The sequence below is a fragment of the Bacillus sp. 16GRE42 genome, from assembly GCF_019837435.1.
In the GTDB taxonomy this organism is placed as follows: Bacteria; Bacillota; Bacilli; order Bacillales; family Bacillaceae_G; genus Bacillus_A; species Bacillus_A wiedmannii.
In genome coordinates, this window is sequence record NZ_JADAXF010000001.1 from 1,802,819 (window position 1) to 1,819,948 (window position 17,130).

At 36.5% G+C, this 17,130-nt stretch carries 20 protein-coding genes; 3 read left to right on the forward strand and 17 right to left on the reverse strand.

What is annotated here, in order from left to right; all coding sequences use genetic code 11:
* Positions 1 to 53 precede the first annotated feature (53 nt).
* The 5 genes from hemW to gpr all read right to left on the reverse strand — a co-directional run bounded on the left by hemW (position 54) and on the right by gpr (position 5,279).
* Positions 54 to 1,193 (reverse strand): radical SAM family heme chaperone HemW, encoded by a 1,140-nt coding sequence (gene hemW / locus ILS93_RS09380; protein ID WP_222654809.1) that lies wholly within the window; start codon positions 1,191 to 1,193, stop codon positions 54 to 56.
* Between the two features lie 51 nt (positions 1,194 to 1,244).
* On the reverse strand, positions 1,245 to 1,619 hold the full coding sequence (locus ILS93_RS09385; protein WP_064474766.1) for a winged helix-turn-helix transcriptional regulator: 375 nt from the start codon (positions 1,617 to 1,619) through the stop codon (positions 1,245 to 1,247).
* Positions 1,620 to 1,779: 160 nt separating this feature from the next.
* Positions 1,780 to 3,603, reverse strand: coding sequence for an elongation factor 4 (gene lepA, locus ILS93_RS09390; RefSeq protein ID WP_064474765.1), 1,824 nt, complete (start codon positions 3,601 to 3,603; stop codon positions 1,780 to 1,782).
* A 210-nt stretch (positions 3,604 to 3,813) separates the two neighbouring features.
* Entirely contained in the window at positions 3,814 to 4,179 is a 366-nt protein-coding gene (locus ILS93_RS09395; RefSeq protein ID WP_081257180.1) for a YqxA family protein, read from the reverse strand.
* A complete protein-coding gene (gene gpr / locus ILS93_RS09400) occupies positions 4,176 to 5,279 on the reverse strand; it encodes a GPR endopeptidase (RefSeq protein WP_064474763.1) in 1,104 nt (367 codons plus the stop codon). The genes ILS93_RS09395 and gpr overlap by 4 nt, the downstream gene beginning before the upstream one ends.
* Positions 5,280 to 5,460: 181 nt before the next feature.
* Between gpr and rpsT the strand changes: the two genes are divergently transcribed.
* The gene (rpsT, locus tag ILS93_RS09405) at positions 5,461 to 5,718 is read left to right on the forward strand and encodes a 30S ribosomal protein S20 (protein ID WP_001274014.1); all 258 of its coding nucleotides are present in this window, start codon (positions 5,461 to 5,463) and stop codon (positions 5,716 to 5,718) included.
* An 81-nt stretch (positions 5,719 to 5,799) separates the two neighbouring features.
* On the opposite strand, the gene holA is transcribed toward rpsT, so the two are convergent.
* Positions 5,800 to 6,810 carry a DNA polymerase III subunit delta gene (gene holA, locus ILS93_RS09410; protein WP_064474762.1) on the reverse strand — a complete coding sequence of 337 codons (1,011 nt, stop codon included), beginning with the start codon at positions 6,808 to 6,810 and terminating at the stop codon, positions 5,800 to 5,802.
* Between the two features lie 347 nt (positions 6,811 to 7,157).
* Between holA and ILS93_RS09415 the strand changes: the two genes are divergently transcribed.
* Positions 7,158 to 7,292: a YqzM family protein gene (locus ILS93_RS09415; protein ID WP_000997609.1), complete on the forward strand. Its 135-nt coding sequence runs from the start codon at positions 7,158 to 7,160 to the stop codon at positions 7,290 to 7,292.
* Positions 7,293 to 7,321: 29 nt separating this feature from the next.
* Here ILS93_RS09415 and ILS93_RS09420 read toward each other — a convergent pair whose 3' ends face one another.
* From ILS93_RS09420 to ILS93_RS09430, 3 genes are all read right to left on the reverse strand, one after another.
* A complete protein-coding gene (locus tag ILS93_RS09420; RefSeq protein WP_222660352.1) occupies positions 7,322 to 9,643 on the reverse strand; it encodes a DNA internalization-related competence protein ComEC/Rec2 in 2,322 nt (773 codons plus the stop codon).
* A gap of 13 nt (positions 9,644 to 9,656) precedes the next feature.
* On the reverse strand, positions 9,657 to 10,214 hold the full coding sequence (locus ILS93_RS09425) for a ComE operon protein 2 (protein WP_000439786.1): 558 nt from the start codon (positions 10,212 to 10,214) through the stop codon (positions 9,657 to 9,659).
* Between the two features lie 63 nt (positions 10,215 to 10,277).
* The gene (locus ILS93_RS09430) at positions 10,278 to 10,877 is read right to left on the reverse strand and encodes a helix-hairpin-helix domain-containing protein (RefSeq protein WP_222660354.1); all 600 of its coding nucleotides are present in this window, start codon (positions 10,875 to 10,877) and stop codon (positions 10,278 to 10,280) included.
* Positions 10,878 to 10,954: 77 nt separating this feature from the next.
* On the opposite strand from ILS93_RS09430, the gene comER reads away from it, so the two are divergent.
* On the forward strand, positions 10,955 to 11,782 hold the full coding sequence (gene comER / locus ILS93_RS09435) for a late competence protein ComER (RefSeq protein WP_222660356.1): 828 nt from the start codon (positions 10,955 to 10,957) through the stop codon (positions 11,780 to 11,782).
* Between the two features lie 171 nt (positions 11,783 to 11,953).
* Here the strand turns inward: comER and ILS93_RS09440 are convergent, their stop codons facing one another.
* From ILS93_RS09440 to ILS93_RS09475, 8 genes are all read right to left on the reverse strand, one after another.
* Positions 11,954 to 12,703, reverse strand: a complete 750-nt coding sequence (locus ILS93_RS09440) for a class I SAM-dependent methyltransferase (protein ID WP_000873068.1) — start codon at positions 12,701 to 12,703, stop codon at positions 11,954 to 11,956.
* Positions 12,700 to 13,056 (reverse strand): ribosome silencing factor, encoded by a 357-nt coding sequence (rsfS, locus tag ILS93_RS09445; protein WP_000653202.1) that lies wholly within the window; start codon positions 13,054 to 13,056, stop codon positions 12,700 to 12,702. The genes ILS93_RS09440 and rsfS overlap by 4 nt, the downstream gene beginning before the upstream one ends.
* Positions 13,053 to 13,622, reverse strand: coding sequence for a bis(5'-nucleosyl)-tetraphosphatase (symmetrical) YqeK (gene yqeK / locus ILS93_RS09450; RefSeq protein WP_064474757.1), 570 nt, complete (start codon positions 13,620 to 13,622; stop codon positions 13,053 to 13,055). The genes rsfS and yqeK overlap by 4 nt, the downstream gene beginning before the upstream one ends.
* Positions 13,612 to 14,181 carry a nicotinate-nucleotide adenylyltransferase gene (nadD, locus tag ILS93_RS09455; RefSeq protein ID WP_001226041.1) on the reverse strand — a complete coding sequence of 190 codons (570 nt, stop codon included), beginning with the start codon at positions 14,179 to 14,181 and terminating at the stop codon, positions 13,612 to 13,614. The genes yqeK and nadD overlap by 11 nt, the downstream gene beginning before the upstream one ends.
* Positions 14,182 to 14,310: 129 nt before the next feature.
* Complete coding sequence (gene yhbY, locus ILS93_RS09460) at positions 14,311 to 14,613, reverse strand: ribosome assembly RNA-binding protein YhbY (RefSeq protein ID WP_000955225.1); 303 nt, start codon at positions 14,611 to 14,613, stop codon at positions 14,311 to 14,313.
* Between the two features lie 5 nt (positions 14,614 to 14,618).
* Positions 14,619 to 15,452, reverse strand: coding sequence for a shikimate dehydrogenase (gene aroE / locus ILS93_RS09465; protein ID WP_064474756.1), 834 nt, complete (start codon positions 15,450 to 15,452; stop codon positions 14,619 to 14,621).
* Positions 15,453 to 15,467: 15 nt separating this feature from the next.
* On the reverse strand, positions 15,468 to 16,574 hold the full coding sequence (gene yqeH, locus ILS93_RS09470) for a ribosome biogenesis GTPase YqeH (RefSeq protein WP_064474755.1): 1,107 nt from the start codon (positions 16,572 to 16,574) through the stop codon (positions 15,468 to 15,470).
* A 3-nt stretch (positions 16,575 to 16,577) separates the two neighbouring features.
* Entirely contained in the window at positions 16,578 to 17,090 is a 513-nt protein-coding gene (locus ILS93_RS09475) for a YqeG family HAD IIIA-type phosphatase (RefSeq protein ID WP_000765308.1), read from the reverse strand.
* Positions 17,091 to 17,130 lie beyond the last annotated feature (40 nt).

Genomic DNA, 17,130 nt, shown 5'->3' on the forward strand with positions numbered 1-17,130 from the left:
CAACGGAAACGTCACGAAATAATGAAACTTTTTCACGTTTATGGAACATTTAATTAGTCAATCAAAAACGATTGGAATACTTCATTCCCTAATAATTTTCCTTTTCGCGTTAAACGAACATATCCATCTTTCTCTTCAAGCAATCCTTGTTCTTGATTTTTTTGCAACTGCTTCGCGAAAACTTGATCCATCTCCATATTAAATTTCATTTGAAACGCTACTTTAGATACACCTTTTGTTTTTCGAAGGCCTAAGAACAACTCTTCTTCCATTCTTTCTTTCTCCGTCACCGCGTGAACATCTAAATACGGAAATCCAGTTTCATCGATTTTATTGAAATATTGCTTGAGCGGCCCTACATTTTGGATACGTTCTCCATTTACATAACTATGCGCTCCAGCTCCAAATCCATAATACTCCTCATTATTCCAGTATGTGAGATTGTGTCTACTTTCATTATCACCTTTTGAGAAATTGCTAATTTCATACTGGGTATAGCCGTGTTTCTCCATTTCATCCATTACCATTTCATACATTTTCGCTTCATGATCTTCACCTGGGAGTCTTAATTTCCCTTTATTCATTAAGTTATAAAACACAGTTTTCGGTTCCACAATTAATGAATATGCCGAGAAATGTTGTACACCAAGCGTAAAAGCAATGTCTAATGTTTCTTTTACATCTTCTATCGTCTGCCCTGGCAGAGCATAAATAATATCTACATTTATATTTTCAAAGCCCACTTCCTGCGCTTCTCTAATTGCTACAAATGCATCTTCCCTCGTATGCTTACGCCCAATTTTCTCAAGCAAATCATCCCGAAATGTTTGCACGCCAAAACTAATTCGGTTCACTCCACCTTCTAGCAATACATTTAACTTCTCTTTCGGTAAATCACCTGGATTCGCTTCAAATGTTAATTCACAATTTGGAGCAAACGGACGTAAGCGACGGTTTATAATATCTAGTAACTTTTTTGTCTGTTCCATATTTAACGCTGTCGGAGTTCCTCCACCAACAAAAATCGTTTTCATACTATCAAACGGTACTTTTTGAACTGTATTTATTATTTCTTTCTCTAAATACTCTAAATATTGATCGACCGGTTGGCGTTCAATAAACACTTTATTAAAATCACAATAGTGACAAATATGCTGACAAAATGGAATATGAATATATGCAGCTTGCACCAAATATAACTCCTACCTTTCTAAAAAGAAAACCTCCGCACTCCGGAGGAATCTTCACTTCTCTAACGTATTACGAATTTGTTCCATTCGCATTTTTCCCCAATCATACATCATTTCAACGATCGGTAAAAGCGACATGCCTAATTCCGTCATATAATACTCTACTCGCGGAGGAACTTCTGGGTATACTGTTCGGTCAACAATCCCATCTTCCATTAACTCTTTTAATTGGTTCGACAAAACTTTATGAGAAATGCTTGGGAATAATCGTTGCAATTCACTAAAACGATGAGGCCCTTCCACACCAAGATGCCACAGTATCACAACTTTCCACTTCCCGCTAATAATAGAAAGCGTCAATTCCTTTTCACAATTAAAATTGCCATTTTTTATTTTCTCGTGAATATCTTTTCGAATATTTTCGGACATTAATAGTCTCCTAACTCTATATCAATCATTCATAAATATAGCCACCTCACTATTGTAAATGAGAGAAGCTACGTTGTCTAAAAAGTAATTATACATAAAAAAGAAGCCGTATAAACGACTTCTCTTTTTATCTCAATTCGTACGAAATAACAATTAATTATTAGTTATCATCCATTTTCAGTACAGCCATGAATGCTTCTTGCGGTACTTCTACAGAACCAACAGACTTCATACGTTTTTTACCTTCTTTTTGCTTATCAAGAAGTTTACGCTTACGAGAAATGTCACCACCGTAACATTTCGCAAGTACGTTTTTACGCATCGCCTTAATTGTAGAACGTGCTACAACCTTGTTTCCGATAGTCGCCTGAATTGGTACTTCGAACTGTTGTCTTGGAATTAATTCTTTTAACTTCTCTACGATTACTTTACCACGGTCATACGCTGAATCACGGTGTACGATAAATGATAGAGCATCGACTTGTTCATTATTTAAAAGAATATCCATCTTCACAAGTTTCGACGGTTTATAACCGATTAACTCGTAGTCAAACGATGCATATCCTTTCGTATTTGATTTCAACTGATCGAAGAAGTCATATACGATCTCTGATAAAGGAATTTCGTATGTTAGTGTAACACGTGTTTCATCTAAATATTGCATATCAATAAACGTTCCACGTTTACCTTGGCAAATTTCCATTACAGCTCCCACATAGTCATTCGGAACCATAATTGACGCCTTCACAAACGGCTCTTCTACACGATCGATAGACTGTGGATCCGGCATATTAGATGGGTTATCAACAATAACATCTTCACCGCTTGTTAAATAAACTTTATAAATAACGCTTGGCGCTGTTGTAATTAAATCAATTTTAAATTCACGTTCAATACGTTCTTGAATGATTTCCATGTGAAGAAGTCCTAAGAAACCACAACGGAAACCAAATCCTAGCGCTTGAGATGTTTCTGGTTCAAACTCAAGAGCAGAATCGTTTAACTCTAATTTTTCTAACGCATCACGTAAGTCGTTGTAACGTGCAGAATCGATTGGATATAAACCACAGAATACCATTGGGTTTAATTTACGATAACCCGCTAACGCCTCTGTAGCCGGACGTTTTGCATGTGTAATTGTATCACCTACGCGTGTATCACCTACGTTTTTAATAGATGCCGCTAAGAACCCTACATCACCTACTGTTAACTCGTCACGTTGCGTTGTTTTCGGTGTAAACACACCTACTTCTGTTACTTCAAATTCTTTTCCAGTTGCCATCATACGTACTTTATCGCCAACTTTTACCGTTCCATTTACAACACGGATATATGCAATTACACCGCGGTACGGATCATATAAAGAATCGAAAATCATACATTGTAACGGTTCTTCAGAATCACCTGTTGGTGCTGGTACTTTTTCAACGATTTGTTCTAAAATATCTTCAATACCAATACCAGCTTTCGCTGAAGCAAGTACAGCTTCTGATGCATCTAAACCAATTACATCTTCTACCTCTTGACGTACACGTTCTGGGTCTGCACTTGGTAAGTCGATTTTATTAATAACTGGTAATATTTCTAAATTATTATCAAGCGCTAAATATACATTCGCTAATGTTTGCGCCTCAATACCTTGCGCTGCATCCACTACAAGAATTGCACCTTCACAAGCCGCTAAACTACGAGATACTTCGTACGTAAAGTCGACGTGTCCTGGTGTATCAATTAGGTGAAGAATATACTCTTCACCGTCTTTTGCTTTATACGTTAATTGTACTGCATTTAATTTAATTGTAATACCACGCTCACGCTCTAAATCCATAGAGTCAAGCAATTGAGCTTTCATTTCACGTTGTGTTAACGCGTTTGTTTTCTCTAAAATACGGTCTGCTAACGTTGATTTTCCGTGGTCAATATGAGCAATGATAGAGAAATTACGGATTTTAGACTGTCTTTTTGCTCTTTCTTCTTTGTTCATCTATGTTCTCAACTCCTAATAGTCTCGCCAATATACACTAGCACTGATTATATCAATAGAGCAGCAAAGATTCAATGAAAACTCGTGCTGCTTACAATACAAATCATTCTATCTATATCTTATGCGAACAAACCATAAGAGACAAACCTTTTTCAAATTAAAAAACGGCTGTCGTACAAAATGGTAAGACAACCGTTCCTCCTGCTACCCTTAACTAAAAATCTCTTTCACTTTCCCAACAACTATATCCGTTCCAAACTTTGTTACTTCATAAGTAGCACTTGCTATTGCCATACCAATTCCTTCTACAACATTAAAGCTTTTTAAGCTTTCTAATTGTTTTTGTTTTTCAGTAACGGAAAACGAACTTCCCAAAATTGCTGATTCAGCACCCGCACCCTCTGTCCCTGTCATATGAGCTATTTGTTCATACGACATTTGCTGATAACCTTTCATACTTTTTAAACCATGATTAGCAAGTGCCACCCCTGCTATTATCATAAGTAAACATAAGGCCGCACTACATATACATAATAGCGAAAAATGGCTTAAACGATTATCGTCTCTTCCCATCAATGTGTATACGCTCCTGTATTATCTTGGTCAATTTGATGATGCAAGGCTGCATTTAAACCACTCGCTATTACATTTGCCATATCCTCTATGAAAGCATCCACTTCTTTCGGAGTCACCATTAAATTATGGCCAAGAGGAGATAACACTTCATAAATTAATTTTCTCTTCTCTTCATCTTCCAATGTACCTACAGCACCTAAAAACATATTCCGACTCTTATCATCCGGCATATCTTCTTCTGTTAATTTTTTCTTTTCTCCAAATGTAAAACCAGCTGGTAACAGAGAACGGGAAGGTTTGTTTCCTTCTTTCATCTCCCGTCCAAAATGTTTCAAAATAAAATCAATTGTATCACTTGTAATCGAAACGGCATCAACCACAGTCGGAACACCAATCGCGATAACAGGAATACCCAATGTTTCTTTACTGAGTTCCTTACGCTTATTCCCAACACCTGATCCGGGATGAATTCCCGTATCAGAAATTTGTATCGTACTATTTACTCGTTCAATAGAGCGGGCAGCTAATGCATCAATTGCAATGACAAAGTCCGGCTTCGTCTTCTCAATGATTCCATAAATGACATCGCTCGTTTCGATTCCTGTAATTCCCATTACCCCCGGCCGAATGGCACTAACAGGCCTAAACCCTTCTTCTACACTTTCAGGCTGCAATTGAAACAAATGTCTCGTTACCAATACATTTTCTACAACGATCGGTCCAAGCGCATCTGGCGTTACATTCCAATTCCCAAGACCAACAATTAAACAACTCGCTTCTTTCGTAACGCCAACCTCTTCTAAGAAATAAGAAAATTCCTTTGCAAAAATGCGCTCTACTTTTTGTTGCAGTTCCGTATCTTGTTGACGTATACCTTGTACTTCAAGCGTTAAATAACTCCCAGGTTTTTTACCCATCGATTCAGAGGCAACTTCATCAATCGTTACTTTTGTAATCGTAATACCTTCTTCTTCCCTCTCTTTTACAATAACTCCTTGTATCCCTTTTTGCTCTTCTTGACTCTCTTGCAGCATTTGATGTGCCTCTACAGCAAGGTCAGTTCTAACACTATATTTACTTAAATCTAATGGTTCTTTCATCGTATCTCCTCCGTAATTCATAGTAAATATCGTTAGATTTCCCAAAGTTATATAAGGTCATTCTTTCCTTTACGTGAAATTTCATTGATATACTATTGCAATTCTCTTCACCGTTTGATAGAATATCACTTGTTCTATGTTAAGAATCGAGTCATTCGATTGCACCAGGGAGGTGAAAAGTATGGCAAACATCAAATCTGCTATCAAACGCGCTAAACTTAGCGAAGAGCGTCGTTCACATAACGCTTCTATCAAGTCTGACATGCGTTCTGCTGTTAAAACTGTAGAAGCTTTAGTTACTAATAACGATCTTGAAAATGCTAAAGAAGCTTTCAAAACTGCTTCTAAAAAACTTGACAAAGCAGCTCGTAAAGGTCTTATCCACCAAAACGCTGCAGCTCGTCAAAAATCTCGCTTAGCGAAACAAGTAAACGCGTAAGGCGTTTAAAAAACGATCCATTTGGATCGTTTTTTTATATACAAAAAGTTCACGTGCTTAGCACGTGAACTTTTTGTTTCATCACATATGATTTAACCGCATTAAGAAAAACTCAAGCACAAGTTTCTTATCCATTTTTCCAGTCTTCATACTATAATCAGCTTCCGCTAATTCTATAATCACTTTTTTTAATTCTTCAAAAGAGAAAAACTTCGTTTGATTCATCGCTAACTTTACACGATATGGATGCACACCAATATGAGACGCAATTTGATTTTGTCCATAACCACGCTGCTGTAACTCTTTCACTTGATAGAGCAAGCGGAATTGACTTACTAATAACGCAAGCAGTTTAATCGGTTCCTCTTGCTGCGTAAATAATCCATCCAAAATTTGCATCGCACCCGCGATATCTTTTTTTACCACTCTTTCTGTCAAAGCAAACACATTTTGTTCAACCGATTTTGGCACAAGCTCTGCAACAAGTTTCGGTGTAATCTCTCCGCCCATACCGACGTATAACGTTAACTTGTCCATTTCCTTCGCCAACATCGTTACATTACTTCCCACAAGCTCTAACAACAAACTAACAGCTGCATTATCTATATGCACATGCACTTCATCTGCACGAGCAACAATCCACTTCTGAACATCCTGCACTTGCATCGCATTCGCTTCTACTACGTCCGCTGTTTTCTTTAATAGTTTTGTAATTTTTTTTCGTTCATCAAGTTTTTCGTAAGGCGCAACAAAAACAAGAATAGAAAATGGAGAAGGCTCTCCAATATATTCTTCTAAAATTTTTATATTTTGCTCTAATTTTTCTTTTTGTGAAGTTAAAAATAGTGGTGATTTTATTACTATCACTTTACGTTCCCCAAAAAAAGGAAGTGTACGTGCATCCTCAACAACATCTTCTAAATACGCTTCTTCTAAATCATATGTCACAACATTAAACTCGCGATCTTCCTCTTCAAGCGCTTCTGTTGTAATAAGCTTTATCGTTTCATTTATAAAAAACGCTTCCGTTCCATACAGTAAATACACTGGAGCAAACTGCTTCTTTTTAATCTTTTTATGTATATCACTCATACTTTTTCCTACTCCCTAACTTGGCAATATATATTTATACTAATGCCCTAGCTTTCGTTTTACAAGTACAAAGGAACAGGCTTTATAACCCGTTCCTTTATTTATATTAAACGCCACGCAATAAGCCCCGGGTTTCTTATTGGTGTGCGGTAATCACCTTCCCTTTATTATTCACAATAAAAATTCGAGTATAAGTGCCAACTGTTAACATGCTTGGAAACAAAAAACTCACGTTCCTTAATGATCTAAAAGTAGTAAAAACGCTCGATTTCTCTTCACACTGGAAATTGTAGATTTTTTTCTGACAATATTTTATACTAAAGTGGAATGTTGGGGAGGGATTCTAAATGAATGATTTTGAACAAAACGTTCAAAGTAAACGCAATGACGCTATTGATTCAGGGGTAGGATTTATCGTCTCATTTGGTTTTTTCGCAACACTTTTCATCATTGCAACTGTTATTAAATTTATCGGTTCTTAAAGACTGCTGCCTACTGGCAGTCTTCTTTTTTATCTATTATGTGTTTCATCATATGTGATTTTACTACGAAAGGTTCCGTGTTCCTCTTTAAAAACATAGGAAATAGCGCCTTGCTTATCCGTACGCCATATTTCAATTCCCATCTTCTCAAAACGCTCTATAACTTCCTTATGAGGATGCCCATACCTATTACGCTCACCGACAGAAATAATCGCTACATCAGGCTGTACAGCGCTCAAAAAAGGCGCTATAGATGACGTATTACTCCCATGATGAGCAACCTTTAAAACATCCGCCCGTAAATCTGGATACGTAGCTATTAAAAACTTCTCTCCTTCTTCTTCTAAATCACCTGTAAACAGCCACGTTAACCCTCCTAATTTTGCCCATATTACAATTGAAGCGTTATTTTCACTTCTTGCTTTTCCTGTTGGAGCTAACACAAAAAATTCCGCTTCATTTACACTCCAATTCTCTCCTTCCCCCACTTCACTTATTTTCACTTCCTTTTCTAATGCCTGTTTCTTTAATACTTTTTCTAATACCGCATCTTGTTCCTTTCGGCCAAATACAACTTCTTTTACAATTATATTCGATAATAACTCTTGCGCAGCACCTATATGATCCGCATCTCCATGCGTTACGATTAATTTATCGATGGTTTTAATACCTTCCTTTTGTAAATAAGGGATTAAAATATCATTTCCAACAGAAAATTCATGCTTTTTCCGCTGCCATTCTTCCTTATTTACACGCATTGTGCCACCAGTATCAATGAGGTAAATCTCTTTATCGTACGGGAGGCGAATTAATATTGCGTCTCCCTGTCCAACATCAAGAAATGTAACACTCCCACTTTCTCGAAAATACGGATATAAATAATGACATGTACAAACAAAAAGAAATATACCTGAAGCTATGAACATAATTTCCTTCGACACCCGCCTTTCCCAAATCATCAATATACTAACAATACTCGCGCAATATAGAGCTACAAGAAGTATAGGCGTTTGCCCGAAAACAAGGCGGATAAATGGTAAACTTTCACAATAACTTAGAAAATCATTAGAAAAATTCAAACCTATTGATAGTACATTCGCAAGTCCTTTTGCAAGAAACGGGACGATCGGTATACATACCAAAACGATAATACTACACGGCAATACAATGAGAGATAAAAACGGAACGTATAGGATATTAAGAAAAATACTATATGGAGAAAAATAACCGAAGTGATATAACAAAATCGGAGTACTAACGAGTTGTGAAATAAGAGAAATATAAATGGAATTTCGAATTACTCCATTACTACTATCTAGTAAAAGCGGGGCTGACAAAAGCAAAGCGAAACTACCAACGAACGAAAACTGAAAGCCAATATTAAAAACAAGATACGGATCAAATATAAGCATGCATATAGCTGTAACACTTAAAGCATCTAAGCTGGATAAACGAATAGAACATATGAAAGCAATCAACATCAAAACTCCTGTTATAGAAGCTCTTATAACAGACGGTGACGCTCCTGCTAAAATCATATATAGAGGAATGCAAAAGATCAGACATATTGTCACTACTTCCCTCGTCACACCACTTCTTAGTAAAATAAAATACACAATCACCATTAACAATACGATATGCGATCCTGAAATCGCCAACAAATGTACAAGACCAAATTGCTGATATTGCTCTTCAACTTCAAATGTCATTTGTTGTCTATCACCAAATACTAATGCATTCATAAATGCACCTGATTGCTCCGGAAACATTTCTGTAACGCCCGAGATTGCTTGCTGTCTCAAAAGAAGAATCCATTGCACGAGTGACAACGAAGTTTTTTGGCATTCAGAAATATATGTAGCCTCCAATATGAAATGAATATTTTGCTTATACAAATAATCACGATAATTAAAACCATGAAAATTCCGAGCTATTGGTGGTTCTTTCCTCTCACCTTCGAATACACATGATACTCCTGCATGTAATTGTCGCAGTTGTTTCTTTTCCAAGGCCGATTTAATTTTGTAACTTAACTGCACTATATTTTTATTCTGATCTTCAACTTGAAATGTTAGGCGATCCCCGTTAATAAGAGGTGTATTTTGTATTACCCCCCTTGTAACTTCGTAAGGTTCTCCTAGAGGCTTGTTTTGCTCTTGAATATAAGTAGTGTACATAGCGCCACTAAAACACGCTAACATACAAAAAAAGAAGGTTTTACGCGAAGTACGATATAAACAATAGAAAACATACAAAACGAGACAACAAGTCAGCAATAAAACTGAAGTGGAAAAGGCAATTGCAATCCCTATGATAAATGAGATTGCAACATAGCCCCATTGTCCATACAACTATACTCACTCCTTATAGCATCATTTTTGCTTTCGTGAATACATGCTGTAATTCTTCCATTGATAAGTTTTCTTTTTCTAAAGATGCAAATAGTTCTTTTAACTCCATATGACGCTTTTGATCCTCTAATGCTGCAATATTATATTCTAGCGGAACGTGTTTCACTGTTACATTCGCTTTTTCAAATAACTCTACAGCATATGGATGATTTTTATAATCCTGCGCATAATAGACTGCTGTAATACCACTTTGAATAATCGCCTTACAGCATTGTAAACAAGGGAAATGTGTAACATAAATTTCCGCTTCCTCCGTTTTCACACCGAATTTTGCACACTGTAATAAAGCATTCATTTCTGCGTGAATTGTACGAACACAATGATTATCGATAACGTAGCATCCATCATCTATACAATGTACGCCACCTTTAATTGAACCATTGTATCCACCAGCAATAATTCGTTTATCACGAACGATTGTCGCTCCTACTGCAAGCCTTGTACATGTACTACGTAAAGATAGCAGATGGCTTTGCGTCATAAAATATTGATCCCATGAAATTCGTTCCATATTTTTCACCTACTTTTTTGTCTACTTGTAGTGTAGCGAATGAAGAAAAACTTCGTCAATCTTTTACGGAATAATAATTTGATCTTTTATTTTTTCCAATGACTTCACACCGATCCCATCAATCTCTAACAAATCTTCTATTTTCTGAAAAGGACCATGTTCTTCTCGATATTTCAAAATACTTTCTGCTTTCCGAGAACCAATGCCTGTAATTTTTTCAAGTTGTTCTTTAGAAGCCGCATTTATTTGAACTTTCCCCTCCCCCTTTGAAATAGCAGCTACTTCTTGTACTTGTTCATTTTTATTCGGCACATAAAGGATCATTTGGTCTTGTACCATTTGTGCTAAATTTACATTCTTCCTATCTGCCTCAGGCAAAAAACCACCTGCCTTTTCAATGGCATCCTTGACCCGGTCCCCTTCTTTCATTTCATACACCCCTTCTTTAACAACAGCCCCTTTCATATCAATTACAATTATTTTTTTCTGCTGCTTTATATCCGATATTTTCGGTTTACTTTTTTTCTCTATCTCTTTCGCTTGCACATCCGTTGCAACGACTGATCGCTCTGTATGCTGGTTCGTTTTCCAAAAAAGAAGAAAAAGTACAGTTCCAATAATAGCTACTAACCCTAACCATTTCTTTGGAAAATCCCACATCATTTTACACCTCTAATCATAAATTTATAACATCATTCATATTGTTTAGGAGAAAGCTGTTACGAAGGAGGGATGAAACATTGAACATAGGAATTATAGGGACAGGGAACATGGGGAATATACTAATCGACGCATTTTTAGAAACCCGTGCTGTCAAACCTTCGTGCCTTACAATCATTAATCGAACGCCCGCCAAAGCATATCATATAAAGGAAAAATACCCTTCTGTTCATATAGCCAAAACTATCGATGAGGTAATCGAACGATCACATCTTATTTTTATTTGCGTAAAGCCGATAGATATATACCCGATCCTACAAAAATACGCTGAACATTTTTCTGATGAAAAGTGCTTAGTTTCTATCACAAGTCCAATATCTCCGTCACAATTAGAGACGCTTGTACCTTGCCACATTGCACGTATCATTCCGAGCATTACAAACCGCGCCCTGTCTGGCGCATCACTATTTACATTTGGAAGTAAATGCTCTGAAGAGTGGCAACAAAAGCTATTTCGCCTATTCAAAAACATTTCTACTCCTCTTATGATAGAAGAAGATATAACGCGCGTTTCATCTGATATAGCAAGCTGCGGCCCTGCATTCTTTAGTTATTTATTACAATGTTTCATTAACGCTGCTGTAGATAAAACAAATATTACACATGAAGAAGCCACTACTTTAGTAAGTAAAATGGTCATTGGAATGGGGAAACTACTTGAAAAAGAGATTTTCACATTGCCTACTTTACAAGAAAAAGTATGTGTTAAAGGCGGCGTTACAGGAGAAGGCATTCGTGTTTTAGAAGAACATGTTGGGGATATGTTTCATAAATTAATTGAGCGGACACACGAGAAATTTGATGAAGATTTAAAATGCGTCGATCAACAATTCAATAAACACACATAATAAATACGCCATCGTCATTCCAAATCCTTTTTATAAATACTTACTTTTTTACATTACATTTTCACTTAAACTAGCATTTTCACACTTCACGTATATCATCTTCCTATTATGCTAGAACTAAAATTACAACTTCTTTATAAAACAAAAGCAACCTTATCGGTTGCTTTTGTTTTATGCGTTTTTCTTCGCCATGAAGAAAATACGCTCTGTTTGTTCTGTAACTTCAAGTCGCTCAAAGTCACCAGTCACACGAAGCACTGTAAAACCAGCTTCTTCAAGCCATTTCGTTAACTCTTCAACCTGATATGCACGTTGCACGTGACATTCGTCAAAACGATGGTACACATCTTCTTCTGGGTCTTGAACAAAGAATGTTAAATCATGTTCTACACTATTTGATTCTTCACCAGGGAAGCAATTCCAAATAAGAGATATTTCTTCTCCATTCACTGTGTATGTTTCATTTTGAAATACATGATGTATTTTATATAAAGAATGTACATCAAATAAAAACAAACCATCTTGACGTAAATGGTGAAACACTCTTCGAAATGTTTCTTGCACTCCATCTTCTTGCAATACATAATTTAATGAATCACAAAAAATCGTTACACAGTCAAACTCACCTGGAACATCAAGCTCTCGCATGTCTTGTTGGTAAAAAGGAATAAAGTATCCTTCTCCGCCTAGTTTTTGCTGAGCGACCGTTAACATCTCTTCTGAAAGATCGACACCGATTAAATCGTAACCCTTTTGTACAAGCGGAAGTGTTACATTACCAGTACCGCATGCTACATCAAGAATCTTCGCCTCTTTCATATCCGCTTGCTGTAAACTTTCTTCTGTGAATTCCACCCATTTATCATAAGGAACATCATTCATTAGTTCGTCGTACAACAATGCAAATTGTTCGTATTTCATTGGTCTAGCTCGTCTGTAATATCCTCACGTGGCACATCGCCCCAAAGACGCTCTAAATTATAGTGATTACGCTCATCTTTATGGAATACATGAGCAACTACATCTCCAAGGTCAACTAGTACCCAGCGTGCTTCGTCAAAACCTTCCATACGTTGTACGTCGATTTCAAACTCATGTGCTTTTGATTTAATTTCACGCGCAATTGCTTGCACTTGCTTATCTGAGTTACCGTGACAAATAATGAAATAATCTGCAATTGGTGAAATACCTTGCATATTTAGGACAACCATATCTTCTGCTCTTTTATCATCAGCCGCTTTTGCTGCTAATACTAATAAATCTTTATCTTTCATTTACTAATTTCCTCCTTGATAACTGCGTTGTATGTTTGGAATGTTAATGGATAAATCGTTTGATTTTTTTCCATTAAAAATTGAATTGTTCGCTTTAACGCAAATAATAAAGCTTGATTTATATCCGTATATGCTAGTTTGCGAGCTTCCTCCACCCCTGGAAACTTTCGCCCAGGCTCAATGTAATCAGCTACATAAATTACTTTATCTAACATCGTCATTTTCTCATGACCACTTGTATGATATGTAATAGCTTGCAGGATTTCAGGATCCGTAATGCCTACTTCTTTTTCTACTAAGTATGCCCCAACAGGTGCATGCCATAACTCTTTGTTATAACAAAGTAAATCTTTCGGCAAACCTTCACTTTTAATAATCTCTTCCATCTCAGAAATCGCTCTACACTTCGCATAATCATGGAATATAGCTGCAACTTCAGCCTTTTTTTCATCCACACCGTATAACTTAGCAAGTTCAATTGCTGTCTCCATTACACCTATTGTGTGTATATAACGTTTTTCATGCATTTGTTGTTTGACAATATGAAGTGCTTTCTCACGATTCATACAACCCATTCCTCTCGATATACACCTGTACTTTTTCAGGAAGTAAATATTTACACGTTCTCTTCTCTTTATATCTCTCACGCAATAAAGATGAAGAAACTGCAAACTCCGGAATTTCCACAGTGGTGATAGGATAAGGTGTACGCAATGTATAACCAGGTCTTGCAACCCCAACAAACGTCACAAGATCAAGTAACGCTTCAATGTTATACCACTTCGGTAAATACTCAACCATATCTCCACCAATAATAAAGTGAAACTGCACATCCGGATACTTCTTCGTCAATTGTAACATAGTGTCATACGTATAAGATGGGCCCTTCCTGCTTAGCTCTTCTAAACAAATAGAAAAATGTTCCTCTGCCTCAGTCGCAAGCTCTAACATTTGTAAGCGATTTTCTACACTTGTAATATTCCGCCCTTGTTTATGCGGCGGAATTTGGTTCGGTAAGAACCATACTTCTTCTAAATTTAAAGCGTGATATACTTCATTTGCAATTAGCAAATGCCCATAATGCGGCGGATCAAATGTACCGCCAATGATGCCAATTTTTCTCAAAAGAAACGCCCCTTCCTTTTACCTACAGTAACTCTCTTCATTCCTATCCGAAGAGAGTTACCGTTAATAAAAGTTCAATTGGTTTCGCTCTCTACATCATTACGCACTAACGATAAAAAATAGCATATGCTATTCTTTTGATCGCGGAAGTTTAATTTGTTTATTTTCTCTAGATTCTTTGTATAAAACGATTGTACTTCCAATTACTTGAACGATTTCAGCACGTGCGCCTTTTGCAAGTTCTTCTGCAACTTCACGACGATCGAATTCACAGTTTTGTAGCACACTTACTTTAAATAGTTCACGAACTTCTAAAGTATCTGCGATTTGTTTAATCATATTTTCATTTACTCCACCTTTTCCTACTTGAAAAATTGGTGTTAAATGATGTGCTTGTGCACGTAAAAATCTTTTTTGTTTTCCTGTTAACATATATGTTAGCCTCCAAGCTTTCTTATAACTAATTGTTTCATTCTATCGATATTTGGTACACGCCCTGTCCACATTTCAAATGCAAGCGCACCTTGATAAACAAACATATCAATACCATTTTGAATCATTGCACCTTGCTCTTTTGCCTCACATAAAATTTTCGTTTCAAATGGATTATAAATTATATCTGATACAATCGTCCCTTTTTTTAACGAAGAAATTTGTAATGGCGTATGTTCAACGCGTGGATGCATACCTATCGTTGTCGTCTGAATGATAATATCATAATTTCCTTGTTCTTCCGTTGCTTTTTCTAGCGATAAAGCAACAGAATTAACAGTAGCCGTACATGCAGCAATAAGTTCTTTCGCCTTATTTACTGTACGATTAGCTACATCAATCTCTTTCACACCTACATCAGCAAGAGAAAAATAAATAGCTCGACTAGCACCACCTGCGCCAAGCAATAAAATACGTTTCTCCTGAAGTGGTTCACTACTAATTGACTGCAGCGCTCGGACAAAACCAATTCCATCTGTATTGTAGCCAATTAATTTCCCATCATTATGAACCACTGTATTTACTGCACCAATTTGTTTTGCTAGTGGGTCAATCTCATCCAAATAATCCATAATAGCAACTTTGTGCGGAGTTGTTACATTAAATCCTGAAATACCTAATGCTTTTAAACCTCTTACTGCTTCCCCTAGCACTTCCTCTTTAACAAGAAATGCATGATAATGGGCATCCATATTCAAGTGTTCAAATGCATCGTTATGCATAACGGGTGATAATGAATGTCCAATTGGATTTCCGATTACACCATATAATTGTTTCATAAATCCCTCTCCATATTAAATTAAAGATTTACGTAGCGAAACACTTACTCCTTTTGGTACGTGTGCAACAATTTTTGCTCCCGGTTCGTTTACCGTAACCCATCCTAATCCAGAGAATACAACATCCGTTTTTGGTTCACGAATATTAAATTCGTATTTCACTAACTCTGGCATATTTTCTAATTCTTCTGGTGTTGGCGGGCTTAGTAAATCCCCAGCATGATTTTTATACAATTCATCTGCTTTCTCAAGCTTTGTACGATGGATTGTTAAACGATTCGAGAAGTGACAAGTAAACGCACGACGACCACCACTTACATAATCAAAACGTGCCAATCCACTGAAGAATAATGTTTGTTCTTCATTTAATTGGAACACCATTGGCTTAATTTCTTTTGTTGGTGTAATAAGCTTTAAGCTTTCTTTTCCAACATAATGAGCCATTTGATGGTGGTTAATAATACCTGGCGTATCATATAAAGAAGATTCTTCGTCTAACGGAATATCAATTAAATCAAGTGTTGTTCCTGGGAAATGAGATGTTGTAATTACATTTTCAGTCTCATCACTAAATTCTTTAATCATACGATTAATAAATGTTGATTTTCCTACATTCGTACATCCAACAACGTAAACATCTTTTCCGCCGCGGTAATACTCAATAGCATCTGCCAGCTCAGCAATCCCTTGTCCCCTTGCTGCACTAATTAAAAAGACATCTTCTGGCTTTAATCCTAGCTGCTTTGCACTATAGCGCATCCAATGCTTTACTTTATCATGTTTTACTGACTTAGGAATTAAATCAGCTTTATTTCCAACAAGTAATACTTTATTATTTCCCACGAAACGATGTAAACCAGGTAACCAGCTACCATTAAAATCAAAAATATCTACAATCTTAACTACTAATGCATCTGATTTTCCAATTCCGTTTAGAATACGTAGGAAGTCATCATCTGTTAATGATACATCTTGAATTTCGTTGTAATGCTTCAAGCGAAAACAGCGTTGACAAATTACTTGTTCTTTCTCTAAAGATGAGGCAGGAGCATATCCTACTTCATTTTTATCTTCTGTTTGAATTTCTACACCGCAACCAATACATTTAATTGTTTCAGTCAAACTTTATTCCTCCCAGTTAATTAAACCTTTTTTCTTCATATTTCTCATAATTCTTCGTTCAATTTTTCGATTAAAGCGCGTTACTAATCCGTCCGTTTGTGCTACCGGTACAACTAAAATCGTATGAAGTCCCACTCGGTTTCCACCTAAAACATCCGTTAATAACTGATCTCCAATTACTACAACTTCATCTGGCTGCAGGTGCATCTCTTGTATCGCACGCTTAAACGCGCGAACAAATGGTTTACGCGCACTATGAATAAATGGAATACCTAATGGATCAGCAAAGTCTTTCACACGTTGCTCATTATTATTTGAAACGACCGTTACTTGAATGCCTTGCTCTTTCATTTTCAAAAACCATTCTTCAAGTTGTGGCGTTGCATTTGGACGATCCCATTCAATTAACGTGTTATCTAAATCAGTAATGACACCTTTAATTCCACGTTTTTTCAAATCTTCTGGTTGAACATGATATACATTTTTCACATATTCATTTGGTAAAAATAGCTTCAATTTCTTTCACCTCTTTGAGGAGTTTTCATAAAAATTTTTC

Excerpts from the sequence above, each read along its gene's own strand:
- ILS93_RS09385 (WP_064474766.1), bottom strand. The coding sequence starts at position 1,619 with ATGTCCGAAAATATTCGAAAAGATATTCACGAGAAAATAAAAAATGGC.
- yqeK (WP_064474757.1), bottom strand. The coding sequence starts at position 13,622 with ATGAATCGTGAGAAAGCACTTCATATTGTCAAACAACAAATGCATGAA.
- yhbY (WP_000955225.1), bottom strand. The coding sequence starts at position 14,613 with ATGTTAACAGGAAAACAAAAAAGATTTTTACGTGCACAAGCACATCAT.
- holA (WP_064474762.1), bottom strand. The coding sequence starts at position 6,810 with ATGAGTGATATACATAAAAAGATTAAAAAGAAGCAGTTTGCTCCAGTG.
- ILS93_RS09430 (WP_222660354.1), bottom strand. The coding sequence starts at position 10,877 with ATGATGTGGGATTTTCCAAAGAAATGGTTAGGGTTAGTAGCTATTATT.
- aroE (WP_064474756.1), bottom strand. The coding sequence starts at position 15,452 with ATGAAACAATTATATGGTGTAATCGGAAATCCAATTGGACATTCATTA.
- gpr (WP_064474763.1), bottom strand. The coding sequence starts at position 5,279 with ATGAAAGAACCATTAGATTTAAGTAAATATAGTGTTAGAACTGACCTT.
- lepA (WP_064474765.1), bottom strand. The coding sequence starts at position 3,603 with ATGAACAAAGAAGAAAGAGCAAAAAGACAGTCTAAAATCCGTAATTTC.
- rsfS (WP_000653202.1), bottom strand. The coding sequence starts at position 13,056 with ATGAAAGATAAAGATTTATTAGTATTAGCAGCAAAAGCGGCTGATGAT.
- rpsT (WP_001274014.1), top strand. The coding sequence starts at position 5,461 with ATGGCAAACATCAAATCTGCTATCAAACGCGCTAAACTTAGCGAAGAG.
- ILS93_RS09440 (WP_000873068.1), bottom strand. The coding sequence starts at position 12,703 with ATGAAATACGAACAATTTGCATTGTTGTACGACGAACTAATGAATGAT.
- ILS93_RS09415 (WP_000997609.1), top strand. The coding sequence starts at position 7,158 with ATGAATGATTTTGAACAAAACGTTCAAAGTAAACGCAATGACGCTATT.
- ILS93_RS09425 (WP_000439786.1), bottom strand. The coding sequence starts at position 10,214 with ATGGAACGAATTTCATGGGATCAATATTTTATGACGCAAAGCCATCTG.